This is a genomic window from Streptomyces katrae (assembly GCF_002028425.1).
In the GTDB taxonomy this organism is placed as follows: Bacteria; Actinomycetota; Actinomycetes; order Streptomycetales; family Streptomycetaceae; genus Streptomyces; species Streptomyces katrae_A.
In genome coordinates this window covers 6230798-6244575 of record NZ_CP020042.1, presented here as the reverse complement: position 1 = coordinate 6244575, position 13778 = coordinate 6230798, and the positions used below count along the sequence as shown (strand labels likewise).

At 74.5% G+C, this 13778-nt stretch carries 11 protein-coding genes; 3 read left to right on the top strand and 8 right to left on the bottom strand.

The window, feature by feature from the left end:
• Positions 1–79: 79 nt before the first annotated feature.
• From B4U46_RS28290 to ggt, 3 genes are all read right to left on the bottom strand, one after another.
• Positions 80–1378 (bottom strand): hypothetical protein, encoded by a 1299-nt coding sequence (locus B4U46_RS28290; protein WP_079430476.1) that lies wholly within the window; start codon positions 1376–1378, stop codon positions 80–82.
• A gap of 77 nt (positions 1379–1455) precedes the next feature.
• Positions 1456–1599 carry a hypothetical protein gene (locus B4U46_RS37575; protein WP_159036705.1) on the bottom strand — a complete coding sequence of 48 codons (144 nt, stop codon included), beginning with the start codon at positions 1597–1599 and terminating at the stop codon, positions 1456–1458.
• Between the two features lie 193 nt (positions 1600–1792).
• Positions 1793–3604 (bottom strand): gamma-glutamyltransferase, encoded by a 1812-nt coding sequence (ggt, locus tag B4U46_RS28285; RefSeq protein ID WP_079430474.1) that lies wholly within the window; start codon positions 3602–3604, stop codon positions 1793–1795.
• 101 nt (positions 3605–3705) lie between these two features.
• Between ggt and B4U46_RS28280 the strand changes: the two genes are divergently transcribed.
• Positions 3706–4428 carry a hypothetical protein gene (locus B4U46_RS28280; RefSeq protein ID WP_079430473.1) on the top strand — a complete coding sequence of 241 codons (723 nt, stop codon included), beginning with the start codon at positions 3706–3708 and terminating at the stop codon, positions 4426–4428.
• Here B4U46_RS28280 and B4U46_RS28275 read toward each other — a convergent pair.
• From B4U46_RS28275 to murJ, 5 genes are all read right to left on the bottom strand, one after another.
• Positions 4388–5674, bottom strand: coding sequence for a cytochrome P450 (locus B4U46_RS28275; RefSeq protein ID WP_079430472.1), 1287 nt, complete (start codon positions 5672–5674; stop codon positions 4388–4390). The two genes, B4U46_RS28280 and B4U46_RS28275, sit on opposite strands and share 41 nt — an antisense overlap.
• A gap of 445 nt (positions 5675–6119) precedes the next feature.
• Positions 6120–6623, bottom strand: coding sequence for a hypothetical protein (locus B4U46_RS36760; RefSeq protein ID WP_107438329.1), 504 nt, complete (start codon positions 6621–6623; stop codon positions 6120–6122).
• Positions 6620–8083 carry a sensor histidine kinase gene (locus B4U46_RS28265; RefSeq protein WP_079430469.1) on the bottom strand — a complete coding sequence of 488 codons (1464 nt, stop codon included), beginning with the start codon at positions 8081–8083 and terminating at the stop codon, positions 6620–6622. The genes B4U46_RS36760 and B4U46_RS28265 overlap by 4 nt, the downstream gene beginning before the upstream one ends.
• A 9-nt stretch (positions 8084–8092) precedes the next feature.
• Positions 8093–8773, bottom strand: a complete 681-nt coding sequence (locus B4U46_RS28260; RefSeq protein WP_079430468.1) for a response regulator transcription factor — start codon at positions 8771–8773, stop codon at positions 8093–8095.
• A 41-nt stretch (positions 8774–8814) separates the two neighbouring features.
• A complete protein-coding gene (gene murJ / locus B4U46_RS28255; protein ID WP_079430467.1) occupies positions 8815–10461 on the bottom strand; it encodes a murein biosynthesis integral membrane protein MurJ in 1647 nt (548 codons plus the stop codon).
• A 335-nt stretch (positions 10462–10796) separates the two neighbouring features.
• Here murJ and B4U46_RS28250 point away from each other — a divergent pair, with 335 nt between their 5' ends.
• Positions 10797–12023, top strand: coding sequence for a L,D-transpeptidase (locus tag B4U46_RS28250; RefSeq protein WP_237293149.1), 1227 nt, complete (start codon positions 10797–10799; stop codon positions 12021–12023).
• A 163-nt stretch (positions 12024–12186) separates the two neighbouring features.
• A complete protein-coding gene (locus tag B4U46_RS28245; RefSeq protein WP_079430464.1) occupies positions 12187–13776 on the top strand; it encodes an alpha/beta fold hydrolase in 1590 nt (529 codons plus the stop codon).
• Positions 13777–13778: the final 2 nt, after the last annotated feature.

The window sequence follows — 13778 nt, the reverse complement described above, 5'->3', positions numbered from 1 at the left end:
GACCGTGCCGGGGGGTGCGGCGCGTGGCCCCTGGGCCGGGCCGGCGCCCCTGGGACCGGGTCGTGGCGGGCCCGGACCGTCAGGCCCGCGCCACCGGGAGGCCGGCCGCGCGGAGGGCGTGGGTGAGGTCGCGGTGGCGGCCGGCGGAGAGGGCGCGGGCGGCTCGGAGCAGGCGGGGGGTGAACCAGTGCGGATCGTGGCGGGCCAGGGCGGCCGTCTCGTCGGCGGTGCGCAGCCGGACGTAGGCCTCCAGCAGGGCCCGGGTCTCCCGGTCGCGGCCGGCCGCGCCGAGGGCGAGGGCGGTTTCGGCGACCTCCGTGGCCGGGCGGGCCACGCCCTGACGCAGCAGCCGGGCGGCGTCGTCCTCCCGGCCGCCCTCGCCCAGGGCCCCGGCGGCCGCGGCGAGCCGGTCGGGCGGGAGCGAAGCCGCCTCCCACAGGAGGGTGGCCCAGTCGGCGGCCAGCCCGGCGTGCCCGAGCTCCTCGGCGAGGCCGGGCAGCTCCCCGGCGGGCCACAGGGCCGCCTCGCACAGCAGCGCGTGCGCCTCGCCGCTGCGCCCTTGGGCCCGCAGGGTGAGCAGTTCGGAGACGAAGGCCCCCCGGGCGGCCCCGGGAGGCACCGCCCCGGCCGGCGGCTCGGCGCCGAGGGCCGGGGACTCGGTGCCGATGGGCGCGGGCTCGGCCCCCAGGACCGACGGCTCCGTGCCCAGGACCGCGGGCCCGGCGCCCCGGACCGGCGGCTCGGGGCCGAGGGGCGTGGGCCCGGCGCCCCAGGCCGACAGCTCCGTGCCCAGGACCGCGGGCCCGGCGCCCCAGGCCGACGGCTCCGTCCCCAGGGCCACAGGCCCGGCGCCCCCGACCCGCAGCTCCGTCCCCAGGACCGCGGGCCCGGCGCCCCCGACCGGGGGCAAGGGTGTGCGGGGGCGGGGTACGGCTGGGAGGGGGAGGGCGGAGAGGCGGGTCTGGAAGTCCCTCTGGCGCGACGTCGCCCGGATGGCGTCGTCGTGGGTCCACGCCAGTTCGCGGGACAGGGTCTGCGTCTGCGCCGGGTCGGCCGTGGCGTCCAGCCGGGCGGTCAGGGTCCGCAGGGCCTCCTCCGCGGCGGCCCGCTGCTCGGCGGCCGCGGCCAGCAGGGTCCGCAGCTCCCCCGCCCCCTCCGGCCGGGCGTCCCACGCGGCGACGGCGGCGGCCCGCAGCCCCGCCGCGTACGCCGCTTCCCGCGCGGTGGCCCCCGGTGCTCCCGGGAGGTCCAGCAGGAGGGACTCCATGACGTCCCACGGGGGTAAGGCGGCCCCGTCGAGGCAGGCCCGCATCCCCTCCGGGTCCCGCCGCAGGAACTCCCCGTACCAGCCGGCCCCGGGGTCCAGTCTCCGTGTCAACTCACGTAAGTATTCAGTGAGTTGACCGATCACGAGCGCAGTCGGCGTCTCCATCCCCGCATGGGACCGCACCAGCGTTACGGGCGCGCTACGGGAGCCTCAAACCTTGACGGCGAGCCCGCGTCCGCCGGTGTGGAGCAGGCGGCGGCCAGCAGGCCGGCCGCGAGGACGGCGCCGAGGAGCGCGAGACCGAGCCGTTTGGACGAGTTCGTGGTCGACACGCTTCACCCTTGCCCCGGACCGGGCCGCACCGATCACCCATTGCGCCGTCCGGCCGCCGGAGACGACCCCCCGAGGGGCCCCGGCGGCCGTCAGGCGGGGACCGGCGCACCGCCGACGGTTCCCGCGCCGCGCCCGTGGAGCGCACGGTCGCGGTCACCGCCGTCGGCCCCGGGATCGACCGCCCCGCAGGGGCTACGGCTTCCCCTGCGGGTGCACGACCATCGCCGAGCCCCCGCCCCGCCGGGTGGTCTCGGCGGCCGCCAGCCAGCGGCCGTCCCGCAGCCGCTGGACGCCGGTGGCGGCGCCGATCTCCGGGTTCTGCCGGAACGCCTGCCCCAGCGCCTCCAGTTCGGCGCGCAGCGGGCTGTTCCACAGCTCCGGTTCCAGTTCCGTCGTCGTCTGGTTGCGCTGGCTGGCGCGCGGCGCCTTGATCGCGTCGACCAGCGGCAGCCCCCGGTCCAGGTGGCCGGTCAGGGTCTGCAGGACGGTGGTGATGATGGTCGCGCCGCCCGGGGAGCCCACGGCCAGGACCGGGCGGCCGTGCTCGAGGACGATGGTCGGGGACATGGACGAGCGCGGCCGCTTGCCCGGGCCGGGCAGGTTCGGGTCCGGGACGCCGGGGGCGGCCGGGGCGAAGGAGAAGTCGGTCAGCTCGTTGTTGAGCAGGAAGCCGCGCCCGGGGACGGTGATGGCGCTGCCGCCCGTGGACTCGATGGTCAGGGTGTACGAGACCACGTTGCCCCAGCGGTCGGCGACCGTCAGGTGCGTGGTGTTCTCCCCCTCGTAGGTGGTCGGGGCGGCCTGCCCGGTGCCGCCGCAGGCCGCAGGGTGGCGCGGGTCGCCGGGGGGCAGCGGGCTGGGCAGGGTCGCGTCCGGCCGGATGAGGCAGCCGCGCGAGTCGGCGAAGCGCTGGGAGAGCAGCTCGCGGGTCGGCACGTCCTGGGCGGCCGGGTCGCCCACCCAGCGGCCCCGGTCGGCGAAGGAGATCCGGGAGGCCTCGATGAACCGGTGCAGGTACTGGGCCTCGGACAGCTTCGACAGGTCGGTGCGCTCCAGGATGTTCAGCGCCTCGCCGACGGTGGTGCCGCCGGAGGAGGAGGGCGCCATGCTGTAGACGTCCAGGCCCCGGTAGTTCACCTGGGTCGGGGCCTGCCGTTTGGTCCCGTACGCGCGCAGGTCGGCGGCGGTCAGGTCCCCGGAGCGGACTTTCCGGGTGGCGGCCGGGTCGACGGGGGGCTTGCGGACGGCGTTGACGATGTCGTCGGCGATCGGGCCCCGGTAGAGCGCCCCGGTGCCCTTGCGGGCGAGTTCGGCGTAGGTGGCCGCGAGGTCGGGGTTCTTGAACGTGGAGCCGACGACCGGGAGTTGTCCGCCGGGCAGGAAGAGCTTCCGGGTGGCGGGGAAGTCCTTGAACCGGGCCTGGTTGGCCTCGGTCTGGGCCCGGAAGGTGGCGTCGACGGTGAAGCCGTCACGGGCCAGTTTCTCGGCCGGGCGCAGGAGTTGGGAGAGCGGCTTGGTACCCCAGGCGTCCAGGGCGGTGCGCCAGGTGGCGGGGGTGCCGGGAACGCCGACGCTGCGGCCGCTGGTCTGGCCCTCTTCGAAGGGGATGGGGACGCCGTTCTCCTGGAACAGGGTCTCGGTGGCCGTGGCGGGCGCCGTCTCGCGGCCGTCGACGGTCTGCACGCGGCGGGAGGCGGCGTCGTAGTAGACCAGGTATCCGCCGCCGCCGACGCCCGCCGAGTAGGGTTCGGTGACCCCGAGCGCGGCAGCGGTGGCGACGGCCGCGTCCACGGCGTTGCCCCCGGCCCGCAGGACCGCGATCCCGGCCGCCGAGGCGTCGGCGTCGACGCTGGCGACGGCCCCTCCGTAGCCGACGGCCACCGGTACCTTGGCCGGCGCGGCCTCCGCCGCGGGCGGGGACGGGGGCGGGGCGGCGGCTCCGGTGGAGACGAGCGCCCCGGCGAGGGCTGCGAACGCTAACTGACGTGCTGCGCGAGCGCGCATCCGGTTCCTCCAGTCGACTGCCTGTCAGACCATGGACGGGCAGCCTAGCTTCGCCGCACCCGCCGCGTCATGGAGGCGGTGCGGCCGTTAGCATCCGCCGCATGAACGACGACGTGCGCAACATCGTGCTCGGTGTGGTGGCCACGGCCATCAGCGGTGGCTCCGGCTGGTTCACCCGTACGTACCTGTGGCGCCGGGCGCTGCGCCGCAAGCAGGCCTTCTTCGGGTTGCCGGCCGGCTCGGACTGCCTGTTCGTGGTCAACCGGCAGATGGGCGGCACCGAGTCCTCGCTGCACCGCAACGACGCCTTCGCGCTGCTGGAGATATCGGCCCTGATCAAGGACTGCGGGGCGACGGTGCAGATCGTCACGCACGAGGCCCGGCAGGGGTTCGGCGAGCGCGCCGAGTTCTGCGTCGGCGGTCCCGCGTCCAACTCCCGCACGGTGGCGCACCTTCAGTCGATGCTGCCGGGGGTCCGGGTGGACGTCTCCCCCGAGCCCGGACCGGACCGGGGGGCGATAGCCGTCGGCGGCGAGACGTACCGGTGGGAGCCCGGCATGGTCGAGTACGTGCTGCTGGCGCGGCTGACGACCGACCAGGGCGCACGGCCGGTGTTCCTGCTGTCGGGGCAGACCGCCAACAGCAACCAGGCCGCGGCCCGTTATCTGGCCCGCCACCACGAGAAGCTGGCGCGCGCCTACCGCCGGGCGTCCTTCTGCCTCCTGCTGAAGGTGGTCAACTCCGATGCGTACGGCCCGGACGTGACGGAGCTGGTCGCAGACGTCACCGCCGCGGCCCGGACACCCGCAGCGGCAGCCGCGTGATCCCGTTGATGAAGTTGGAGACCAGCCGGCGTGGCTCCCCCGCGAGTTCGGGCGCGGGCATGGCCGTACGCCACTCCTCGTAGAGGGTGCGCAGCTGCAGCCGGGCGAAGTGGGCGCCGAGGCAGACGTGCGGGCCGTCGCCGAAGGAGACGTGGGGGTTGGGGGAGCGGCCGAGGTCGAGGCGGTGCGGGTCGGTGAAGACGCGTGCGTCGTGGTTGGCGGAGGCGTGGAAGACCACCACCTTGTCCCCGGCGCGGATCCGGGTCCCGGCGAGCTCGGTGTCACGGGCGGCGGTGCGGCGGAAGCTGAGCACCGGCGGGTGGACGCGCAGGAGTTCCTCGACGGCCCGGTCCAGCGGGGCCCGCCCGTCGGCGAGGGTGCGGTAGGCGTCGGGGTCGCGGGCCAGGGCGAGGAGGCCGCCGGGGGCGGCGCTGCGGACGGTGTCGTTTCCGGCGACGGTCAGCAGGAAGAAGAACATCTCCAGTTCGGCGGGGTCCAGCTCGCCCTGGGCGAGGGCCGTCATCACGTCGTCGCCGGGCCGGCGGAGCTTGTGCGCGGCGAGTTCGCGGGCGTAGCCGAACATCTCGCCGAGCAGCGCCGGTGAGCGCGGGTTGAGCGGTGTGCCGTCGGGGCCGAGGAGCGGGGCGGGGGCGTCCTCGGGGTCCTGGTAGCCGATGACGCGTACGGTCCACTCCAGCAGCAGGCCCCGGTCGGCGGCCGGGACGCCCAGCAGGTCGGTGAGATTGAGCAGGGCGTACTCGTCGGTGACCGCGCGGACCAGGTCGGCGGCGCCGTCCTCGGCCCCGTCCCGGGCGGCGGCCAGGAGCGTACGGGCGCGCTCGCGGGCCCGGGCGGCGAAGGCGTCGACCCGGGCGGGGGTGAAGGCCCGGGAGACCAGGCGGCGCAGCCGGCCGTGCTCGGGAGGGTCCTGGTTGAGCATGGTGCGCCGCAGGAAGGGCAGGTCGGCGGGGTCGGGGTCGCGGATCTGGGTGGCGCCGAGCCAGGAGGAGTACGCGGTGTGGTCGCGCAGGACGCGGACGACGTCGGCGTGCCGGGTGACGGCCCAGAACCCGGTTCCGGCGGGCCACCCGTCCACCTCGGGCTCCTCCTGCCAGGCCACCGGGTACCGCTCGCGCAGCACCCGGTAGCTCTCGTGGGGGACGCCCGCGGCATAGAGCCGCGGGTCGAACACGTCGGGCACGCCGGGCCGGCGGGGGGCGGCGGGCACATGTGCGGCACGTTCCATGGTCCACACGGTGACGCCCGGCGGCCCGGGCCACAAGACGGCGGCGGCGCGGCCCGGTACGGCCCTGGCGCGGGCGCCGCGGGCCGGTGTCGCGGGGACGGCCGCCGTCGCCGGACGACCGCCGTCGCCGGACGGCCGCCGTCGCCGGACGGCCGGCGTCGCGGGACGGCCGGCGTCGCGGACGACCGGCTTCGCGGACGACCGGCTTCGCGGGACGGCCGCCGTCGCCGGACGACCGGCTTCGCGGGACGGCCGGCGTCGCGGACCGCCCGCGCGCGGCGGGTGACGCCCGCGCCCGGCAGGGGGGGCGCGGCCGGCAGGGGGGCGCGGTCGGCAGGGGGGCGCGGTCGGCAGGGGGGCGCGGTCGGCAGGGGGGGTCGCGGCCGGCAGGGGGCGGTCGCGGCCGGCGGTCGGTGTCGCGGGGCGGTGCCCGGCCGGCCGCCGTTCAGCGCCCCGCGTCGCAGCGGGCCGGGTCCAGGGACGTGTCGGTGCCGCGGAGGGTCACCTCGTACAGCGGGTCCACCGTGGACAGGGCGCTGCACACCAACTGGCGGCGGCCCAGCGGGTCGAGGCCGGCGACGGGGAAGGGCAGGCTCACCTCCAGCCGGTCGGTGACCGTCACGCTCACCCCGCCCTCGGCCGCCTCCTCCCCCAGCACGGGTACCCGCGTGCGCAGCCCCGCGTCCTGCTCCGCCGGGCCGGGCCCGCGCAGCAGCCCGATCACGCTGCCCCGGGGCCCGCCCTGGGTGTACTCGGGCTGCGGCGCCGGGGCCAGACCCCCGTCGGGGGTGACGAAGTAGGCCGTGGCGGCTCCGGCCCGCGCGACGGCCACCCGTGCGGCGGCGCCGCTCTCCACGACCCCGGTGGGCTTGATCCCGCAGGCGGTGGCCGCGAGCAGCGGGCCCAGCAGGGCGGCGGTCACGGCCGGGCGCCGCAGCGGCGGGCTCACGGGGCGGCCTCCAGCGGCATGTCGAGGGTGAACACCGCTCCCCCGAAGCCGTCCGCCCCCTCCGGGGCGTTGGCGGCGCTCAGGGTGCCGCCGTGCAGCCGGACGTTCTCCAGGCTGATCGCGAGGCCGAGGCCGCTCCCGGCGGAGCGGGTGCGGGCGGCGTCGGCCTTGAAGAAGCGGTCGAAGATGTGCGGCAGCACCTCGGCGCCGATGCCGGGCCCGCTGTCGGCGACCTCCACGACCAGCCGCTCCCCCTCCGGCGCGGACGCGGTGCGCACGGCGACCCGCACGGGGGCGGCGCCGTGCCGCAGCGCGTTGCCGACCAGGTTGGCGAGGACCACGTCGAAGCGGCGGGGATCGAGGCGGGCCCGCACCCCGTCGGGCAGGTCGGTGGTGACCCGTCCGTCGTCCCAGTGGCGGCGCTGGAGTGTCTTGCCCACGGCCTCGGCCACGTCCACGTCGTCGAGGTTGAGCCCGGCGGCGCGGGCGTCGAAGCGGGAGATCTCCATCAGGTCCTCGACGAGCACGGCGAGTTTGCCGGTCTCGGCGCTGATCAGCCGCAGCGCCTTGGCCGTGTCGGGGTCGAGCTGTTCGGCGTCCTCGTCGAGGACCTCGGTGACGGCGAGCATCCCGGCGAGCGGGGTGCGCAGTTCGTGGGAGACGTCGGCGGCGAACCGGCGGGCCCGGGCTTCGGCCTCCCGCAGTTCGGCCACCGACTCCTCCAGGGCTCCCGCGGTCTCGTTGAAGGTGCGGGCGAGGCCGGCCAGTTCGTCGGCGCCGCGGACCTCGATCCGGGTGTCGAGGCGGCCGCGGCCCAGGTTCTGGGCGGCGCGGCGCATGTCGCGCACGGGCCGCAGGACGCTGCGCGCGGCGAGGAGGGCGGGGACGACCGAGATGGCCAGGCCGGGGACGGCGCCCTGCTTGGCGGCCTGGACCATGGCGTCGACGGTCTGCTGTTCGGTGGAGAGCGGCATGACGGCGTAGAGCACGGCTCCGGTGGCCTCGCGGGCGCCGTTGTGGAGGAAGACGGCGGGCATGCCGATGGTCAGGTAGGGCTCGCCGCGGTCGTCGGTGACCCGCTGGAAGGCCCCGTGGGGGTGGGAGGACACCTGGGTGCGCAGGGTGTCGGTGAGGACGTCGGAGACGGGTGAGCCGAGGTCGGCGGAGGTGGCGCGCAGGGTGCCGTACTCGCCGAAGACCACCCAGGGGTGGGGTTTGCCGCGTCTGCCGACGTCGTCGACGACGCGCTGGAGCTGGCGCTGGTCCAGCGGGAGGGTCAGGGCCACGGCCTCCAGCTGGTCGCGCAGGGTGCTGACGGCGGTGTCCTGGCTCTGGGTGAGGACGGCGCTGCGCGCCTGCCGGTAGGTGAGGGCGGCGGTGCTGACCGCGCAGATCGCGGCGACCAGGAGGAACGCGGCGATCAGGCGGGTGCGCAGGCCGAACGGCGCGCGGCTGGGCACAGGGGTCTCCTAGAGCGGCCCGAAGCGGTAGCCGAAGCCCCGCACCGTCTGTATGTAGCGGGGGCCGTGGGCGGGGTCCTCGATCTTGTGGCGCAGCCGGCGGACGCAGGCGTCCACCAGCCGGGCGTCGGCGTGGTAGCTGTGCTCCCACACGCCCTCCAGCAGTTGCTGGCGGGAGAAGACCTGTTCCGGGGCGGCCGACAGGTGGAGCAGCAGTTTGATCTCGCTGGGGGCGAGGGCGAGCCGTTCGCCGTTCCGGGAGACGGTCAGGCCGGCTCGGTCGACGGTGAGCTCGCCGTGCCGTTCGACGCCGAGGCCGCCGCCGGGCGCGGGGCGGCGGCGCAGGACGGCGCGGACGCGGGCTTCGATGATGGCGGTGCGGGCGGGTTTGACGATGTAGTCGTCGGCCCCGGCCTCCAGGCCGACGACGACGTCGAAGTCGTCGCCGCGCGCGGTGAGCATGATGACCGGGACGAGGCTGTCCTCGCGGATCCGGCGGCAGACCTGGACTCCGTTGATCCCGGGGAGCATCAGGTCGAGCAGGACGAGCTCGGGGTGGAAGGCGCCCAGCAGGGCGAGGCCTTCCTCCCCGGTGCCGGCGGATCTGACCTCGTGTCCCCTGCGGCGCAGGCCGAGGGCGACTCCTTCCCGGATGGAAGGGTCGTCCTCGATCAGCAGTACGCGTGGCATCCGGTCCAGTATCCCAAGGTGTTCTGCCGCCTTTCCTCCCGCTATCGGCCGGTCTTGCGGCGCAGGGAGTCCAGCAGGTCGGTGATCTCCGTCAGGCGCAGGGGCCTGGCGAGGAGTACGACGACCAGGGCGAGCGCCGCGGTTCCCGCCCCGGTCGCGGCGAACGCGCCGAGGCCGTCGGCGGAGCGGGCGGCCCCGTAGCCGGCGGCGGCGGCCGGCAGGCAGGCGGCGAGCAGGCGCAGGTGGGTGCGCAGTGCGGTGGCGCCGCGGGGGCCGGGGCGCGGGCCGAGCCGGCGGGAGAGGGTGCGGGCGGTAACGGCGGCGCCGCCGATGAAGGCGAGGGAGGTGGCGGCGGCCATGCCGGTGACCGCCCAGCGGGCGGGCAGCAGCAGGTAGGCGGCGTAGGAGAGGCCGGCGTTGAGGGCGACGATGACCAGGTTGAGGAAGAAGGGGGTGCGGGTGTCGGAGAGGGCGTAGAAGCCGCGGGCGAGCACGTACTGGGCGGAGTAGGCGACCAGGCCGGGGGCGAAGGCCGTGAGCATGCCCGCCATGGCGGCGACGCCCTCGGTGGTGACGGATCCGTATCCGGAGACGCAGTCCATCACCCAGGGGGCGAGCGCGGCGAAGAGGGTGGCGGCGGGCAGGACGAGGGCGGCGCTGGAGCGCAGGGCGTAGGAGACGTCCTCGCGGACGGCGCCGAGGTCGCCCGCGGCCGCGGCCGAGCTCATCCGGGGCATGAGGGCGGTGACCAGGGAGACGGTGATGATGCCCTGCGGGACGATCCACAGCTGGTAGGCGCTGCTGTATGCGGCGTAGCCGAAGCCGGCGCCGCCCGGCTGGTCCTGGACGGTGGTGGAGAGGCTGGTCACCACCCAGTAGGCGAACTGGTTGGTGAGCACGAGCATGACCAGCCAGCCCGCGTTGCGCAGGGGGCGGGTGAGGCCGCTGCCGCGCCAGTCGAAGCGGGGGCGCCAGCGGAAGCGGGCGGCGCGCAGGGCGGGGACCAGGGCGAGGGCCTGGATGACGATGCCGGCGGTGGTGCCGAGGCCGAGCAGCCGGGTCTCGGCGGCGGTGAGGCCGTCCCGGCCGCCGCCGGAGGCGTGCAGGAACCAGCCGAAGACGGCGATGATCACGAGGTTGTTGAGGACCGGGGTCCACATCATCGCGCCGAACCGGCTTCGGGCGCCCAGTACCTGGCCGAGCAGGGTGAACAGACCGTAGAAGAGGATCTGCGGCAGGCAGAAGCGGGCGAGGGCGATGACCGTGTTCCGCTCCGCGGCCGTGTAGGAGGAGGGGGTGTACGCGTCGACGACCAGCGGTGCGGCGAGTACGGCGACGGCGGTGAGCGCGAGGAGCGCCACGGTGCAGGCGGTCAGCAGCCGGTCGGTGTACGCGGCGCCGCCGTCCCGGTGTTCCCTGGCGGCGCGAACCAGCTCGGGGACGAAGACGGCGTTGAGCGCGCCGCCTATGAGCAGCATGTAGATGATGTTCGGGACGGTGTTGGCGACGGCGTAGCCGTCGCCGAGGAACGCGGTGCCCAGCGCGGCGAGGACCACGGCGGAGCGGACGAACCCGGTGGCGCGGGAGACGACGGAGCCGGCGGCCATGACGGCGCCGCTGCGCAGCACCGAGGCTTTCGCCGGGGCCGGGTGGTCTGCCGCGTCCGGCCTGGTGTCGGTGGCTGTCACGGGCGGTCTCCCAGGGGTTCGGGCGTGCGGGGTTCGAAGGGGGAGGGTACCCCGCGCCGGGCGGCGGTCCGGGCCCCGGGAATTCCCTTCTGTCAGGTGCCGTACGGCCCTTTCCGCAGAGCCGAAGGTCCTTTTTCCGAGCCGTACGGCTTTCGGACACGGACTCTGAGAACCGGCCACCGGCCCGCACCTAAGCGGAATGTGACCGTTCGGCAACCGTTTCGCTGCGGCCCATGTCACAACAGGAAGGGCGGCCTTTTCCGGAGAATGCGCAACCTAAAGTCGTCCCGTTCACTCCTTCCTTGTGGACGACCATTGCTTCGGAGGGATTTTCCTTGAGCCGCTCACGCCGTACCGCACTCCCGCGCCGCCGGGTCCGCCATGCCGCGCTCGCCGGCACCGCGCTGCTGGCCGCCGCGCTGACCGCCTGCTCGGGCGGCTCCGGCGACGGTGCGGACGGCGGCGGCAAGGCCGCGGACGCGAAGAACAAGGCCCCCATGGCCGTTTCGGTGAACCTGACGGACGGCCAGGTCAAGTCGGGTGAGCCGGTCAAGGTGACCATCGCCGACGGCAAGCTGGCCCAGGTGAAGGTGACGGACGGCAAGGGCGGGGAGCTGGCCGGGCAGATCGCCTCCGACGGCAAGAGCTGGACCTCGGGCCGCAACGCCGCACCGAACACGGACTACAAGGTCGAGGCGCAGAGCACCGACAGCCAGAGCGCGGGCACGCAGTTCAAGACCTCGGCCGCCGACAAGGTGAACAAGGTCTCCATCAACATCCCGAAGGGCAGCACGGTCGGGGTCGCGATGCCCGTCTCGCTGGTCTTCGACAATCCGGTGAAGAACAAGGCCGAGGTCGAGAAGCAGCTGAAGGTGACCACCTCGAACAACACCGAGGGTTCCTGGGGCTGGGTCAAGGACTATTCCGGCAACGACCGGGTGGACTGGCGTCCCAAGGACTACTGGAAGTCCGGCACCGACGTGAAGGTGGAAATGAACCTGAACGGCGTGGACTCCGGCGCCGGCAGCGGGCTCTTCGCCCGCGATTACACCACCGAGTTCAAGATAGGCAAGGACCGCCGGATGGAGGTCAGCCTCGACACCAAGAAGATGGCCATCACCGAGGACGGCCAGGTCGTCAAGACGGTTCCCGTCTCGGCGGGCACTCCGGGCGGCGAGAAGGCCTCCTGGTCCGGGAAGATGGTGCTGATGGCGAAGGAGGGCACCATCCTGATGGACTCCCAGACGGTGGGCCTCGGCAACGCCTACAACAAGATGGTCGACTACTCGATGCGGCTGACCTGGTCGGGCATGTACGTGCACGCCGCCCCCTGGAACGCCGACAACTTCGGCCACGCCAACACCAGTTCCGGCTGCGTGGGGATGAGCGACGCCAACGCCAAGGCCGTCTACGAGCAGGCGCAGCCGGGCGACCCCCTGGAGGTGGTCGGCAGCGGCTCGAAGGGCAAGGCGGAGCTCGGCAACGGCTACGGCGAGTGGAACCTGCCCTGGGACCAGTGGAAGGCCAAGAGCGCGCTGACCGGAGCCACCCAGGCGGGCTGACGGCGGCCCGGCGCGGTCGCGGGGCGGACGCCTGCGGATCCGTACGGACCTGACGTTCCACCAATTGTTACCGCCACGTAACTTACTGGCGGGTTACCTTGAGTAAGCCCCTCCCGTTACTGTCGGGTCACTTTCGGACACCGGCGCACGCGAGGAGCGTTCGATGAGAGCCCGCCCCCACACCGCAGCGGCAGCGGCCGCCCTGCTCGCGGCCACCGCCCTGGGCCTGGCCCCCCACCAGGCCCAGGCGGCCCCCGCAGCCGCCCCGCAGTCCTCCCCGCAGGCGTCGCCGGAGGTCCGCTTCCACGACATCCCCGGCTCCGGCGGCATCACCCTCAAGGGCAACGTCTTCACCCCGGCCGGTGCCGCGCCGGGCCGCACGTACCCGCTGATCGTCCTCCCCACCAGCTGGGGCCTGCCGCAGGTCGAGTACGTAGCCCAGGCCAGGCAGCTGGCCGACTCCGGCTACACCGTGGTGAGTTACACCTCGCGCGGTTTCTGGCTCTCCGGCGGCCAGATCGAGACGGCCGGCCCGGCCGACGTCGCGGACGTCTCCGCCGTCATCGACTGGGCCCTCGCCCACACCCCCGCCGACCCGGACCACGTGGGCCTGGGCGGGGTCTCGTACGCCGCGGGCATCAGCCTCCTGGCCGCCGCCCACGACCCCCGCGTCAAGGCGGTGGTCGCCCTCAGCGGCTGGGCCGACCTCATCGAGTCCATCTACTCCGGCCGCACCCAGCACCTCCAGGCCGCCGGGCTGCTCGGCGCGGCGGGCTACCTCACCGGCCGGCCCGGGCCCGAACTCCAGCAGGTCCTCGGCGACTTCCTCGGCTCCCGGCTGGAGAACGAGCAGGCGATGATCGACTGGGGCAGGAAGCGCTCCGCCGCCGGGCAGGTCGACCGGATCAACGCCAACGGCGCGGCCGTCATGCTGGGCAACGCCTGGGGCGACACCGTCTTCCCGCCCAACCAGTACGCGGAGTTCTTCGAGAAGCTCACCGGTCCCAAGCGCCTGGAGTTCCGCCCCGGCGACCACGCCACCGCCGAGGCGACCGGCCTGTTCGGACTGCCCAACGACACCTGGACCGACGCCCACCGCTGGTTCGACCGCTACCTCAAGGGCGAACGCAACGGGGTGGACACCGAGCCCCCCGTCCGGATCACGTCCCGCAGCACCGGCGGCTACGAGGACTACCCCGACTGGAAGTCGGTCGGCTCCGGCGGCGAAGAGAGGATCCCGCTCGACGGCAGCGAACACGTCTGGGCCAACGTCGACTCCGGCGCCGACGGCGGGATCGTCCTCCTGTCCAGCGTCCTCGACCAGTTCGCCAAGGCTCCCCCGGTCGTCTCCGTCCCGCTGCTGCCGCGCGCCTTCGCCGCCGTCTGGCAGTCCCCGCGCTACGAGCGGGAGCGCCGCGTGCGCGGCACCGTCCGCCTGCACACCACCGTCACCCCCACCAAGGGCGACGGGACCTTCGTCGCCTACCTCTACGACGTCGGCCCGCTCGGCCTCGGCAAACTGGTCAGCAACGCCCCGTACACCTTCCACGGGAAGACCCCCGGACAGTCCTTCGGCGTGGACCTGGACCTCTTCTCCACCGCCTACGACGTGCCCGGGGGCCACCGGCTCGCCCTCGTCGTCGACACGGTCGACCCCCTCTACATCGAGCACAACCCCACCGGCGCGCAGCTGACCTTCTCCTCGCCGCGCACCGACCCCTCGTACGTCTCGGTGCCGCTGCGCGAGCAGTGATC

What these genes read in the sequence shown, in the direction of transcription:
- ggt (WP_079430474.1), bottom strand. Translation starts at nt 3,604, where the DNA reads ATGCGCGCTCGCGCAGCACGTCAGTTAGCGTTCGCAGCCCTCGCCGGG.
- B4U46_RS28280 (WP_079430473.1), top strand. Translation starts at nt 3,706, where the DNA reads ATGAACGACGACGTGCGCAACATCGTGCTCGGTGTGGTGGCCACGGCC.
- B4U46_RS28275 (WP_079430472.1), bottom strand. Translation starts at nt 5,674, where the DNA reads ATGGAACGTGCCGCACATGTGCCCGCCGCCCCCCGCCGGCCCGGCGTG.
- B4U46_RS28260 (WP_079430468.1), bottom strand. Translation starts at nt 8,773, where the DNA reads ATGCCACGCGTACTGCTGATCGAGGACGACCCTTCCATCCGGGAAGGA.
- B4U46_RS28245 (WP_079430464.1), top strand. Translation starts at nt 12,187, where the DNA reads ATGAGAGCCCGCCCCCACACCGCAGCGGCAGCGGCCGCCCTGCTCGCG.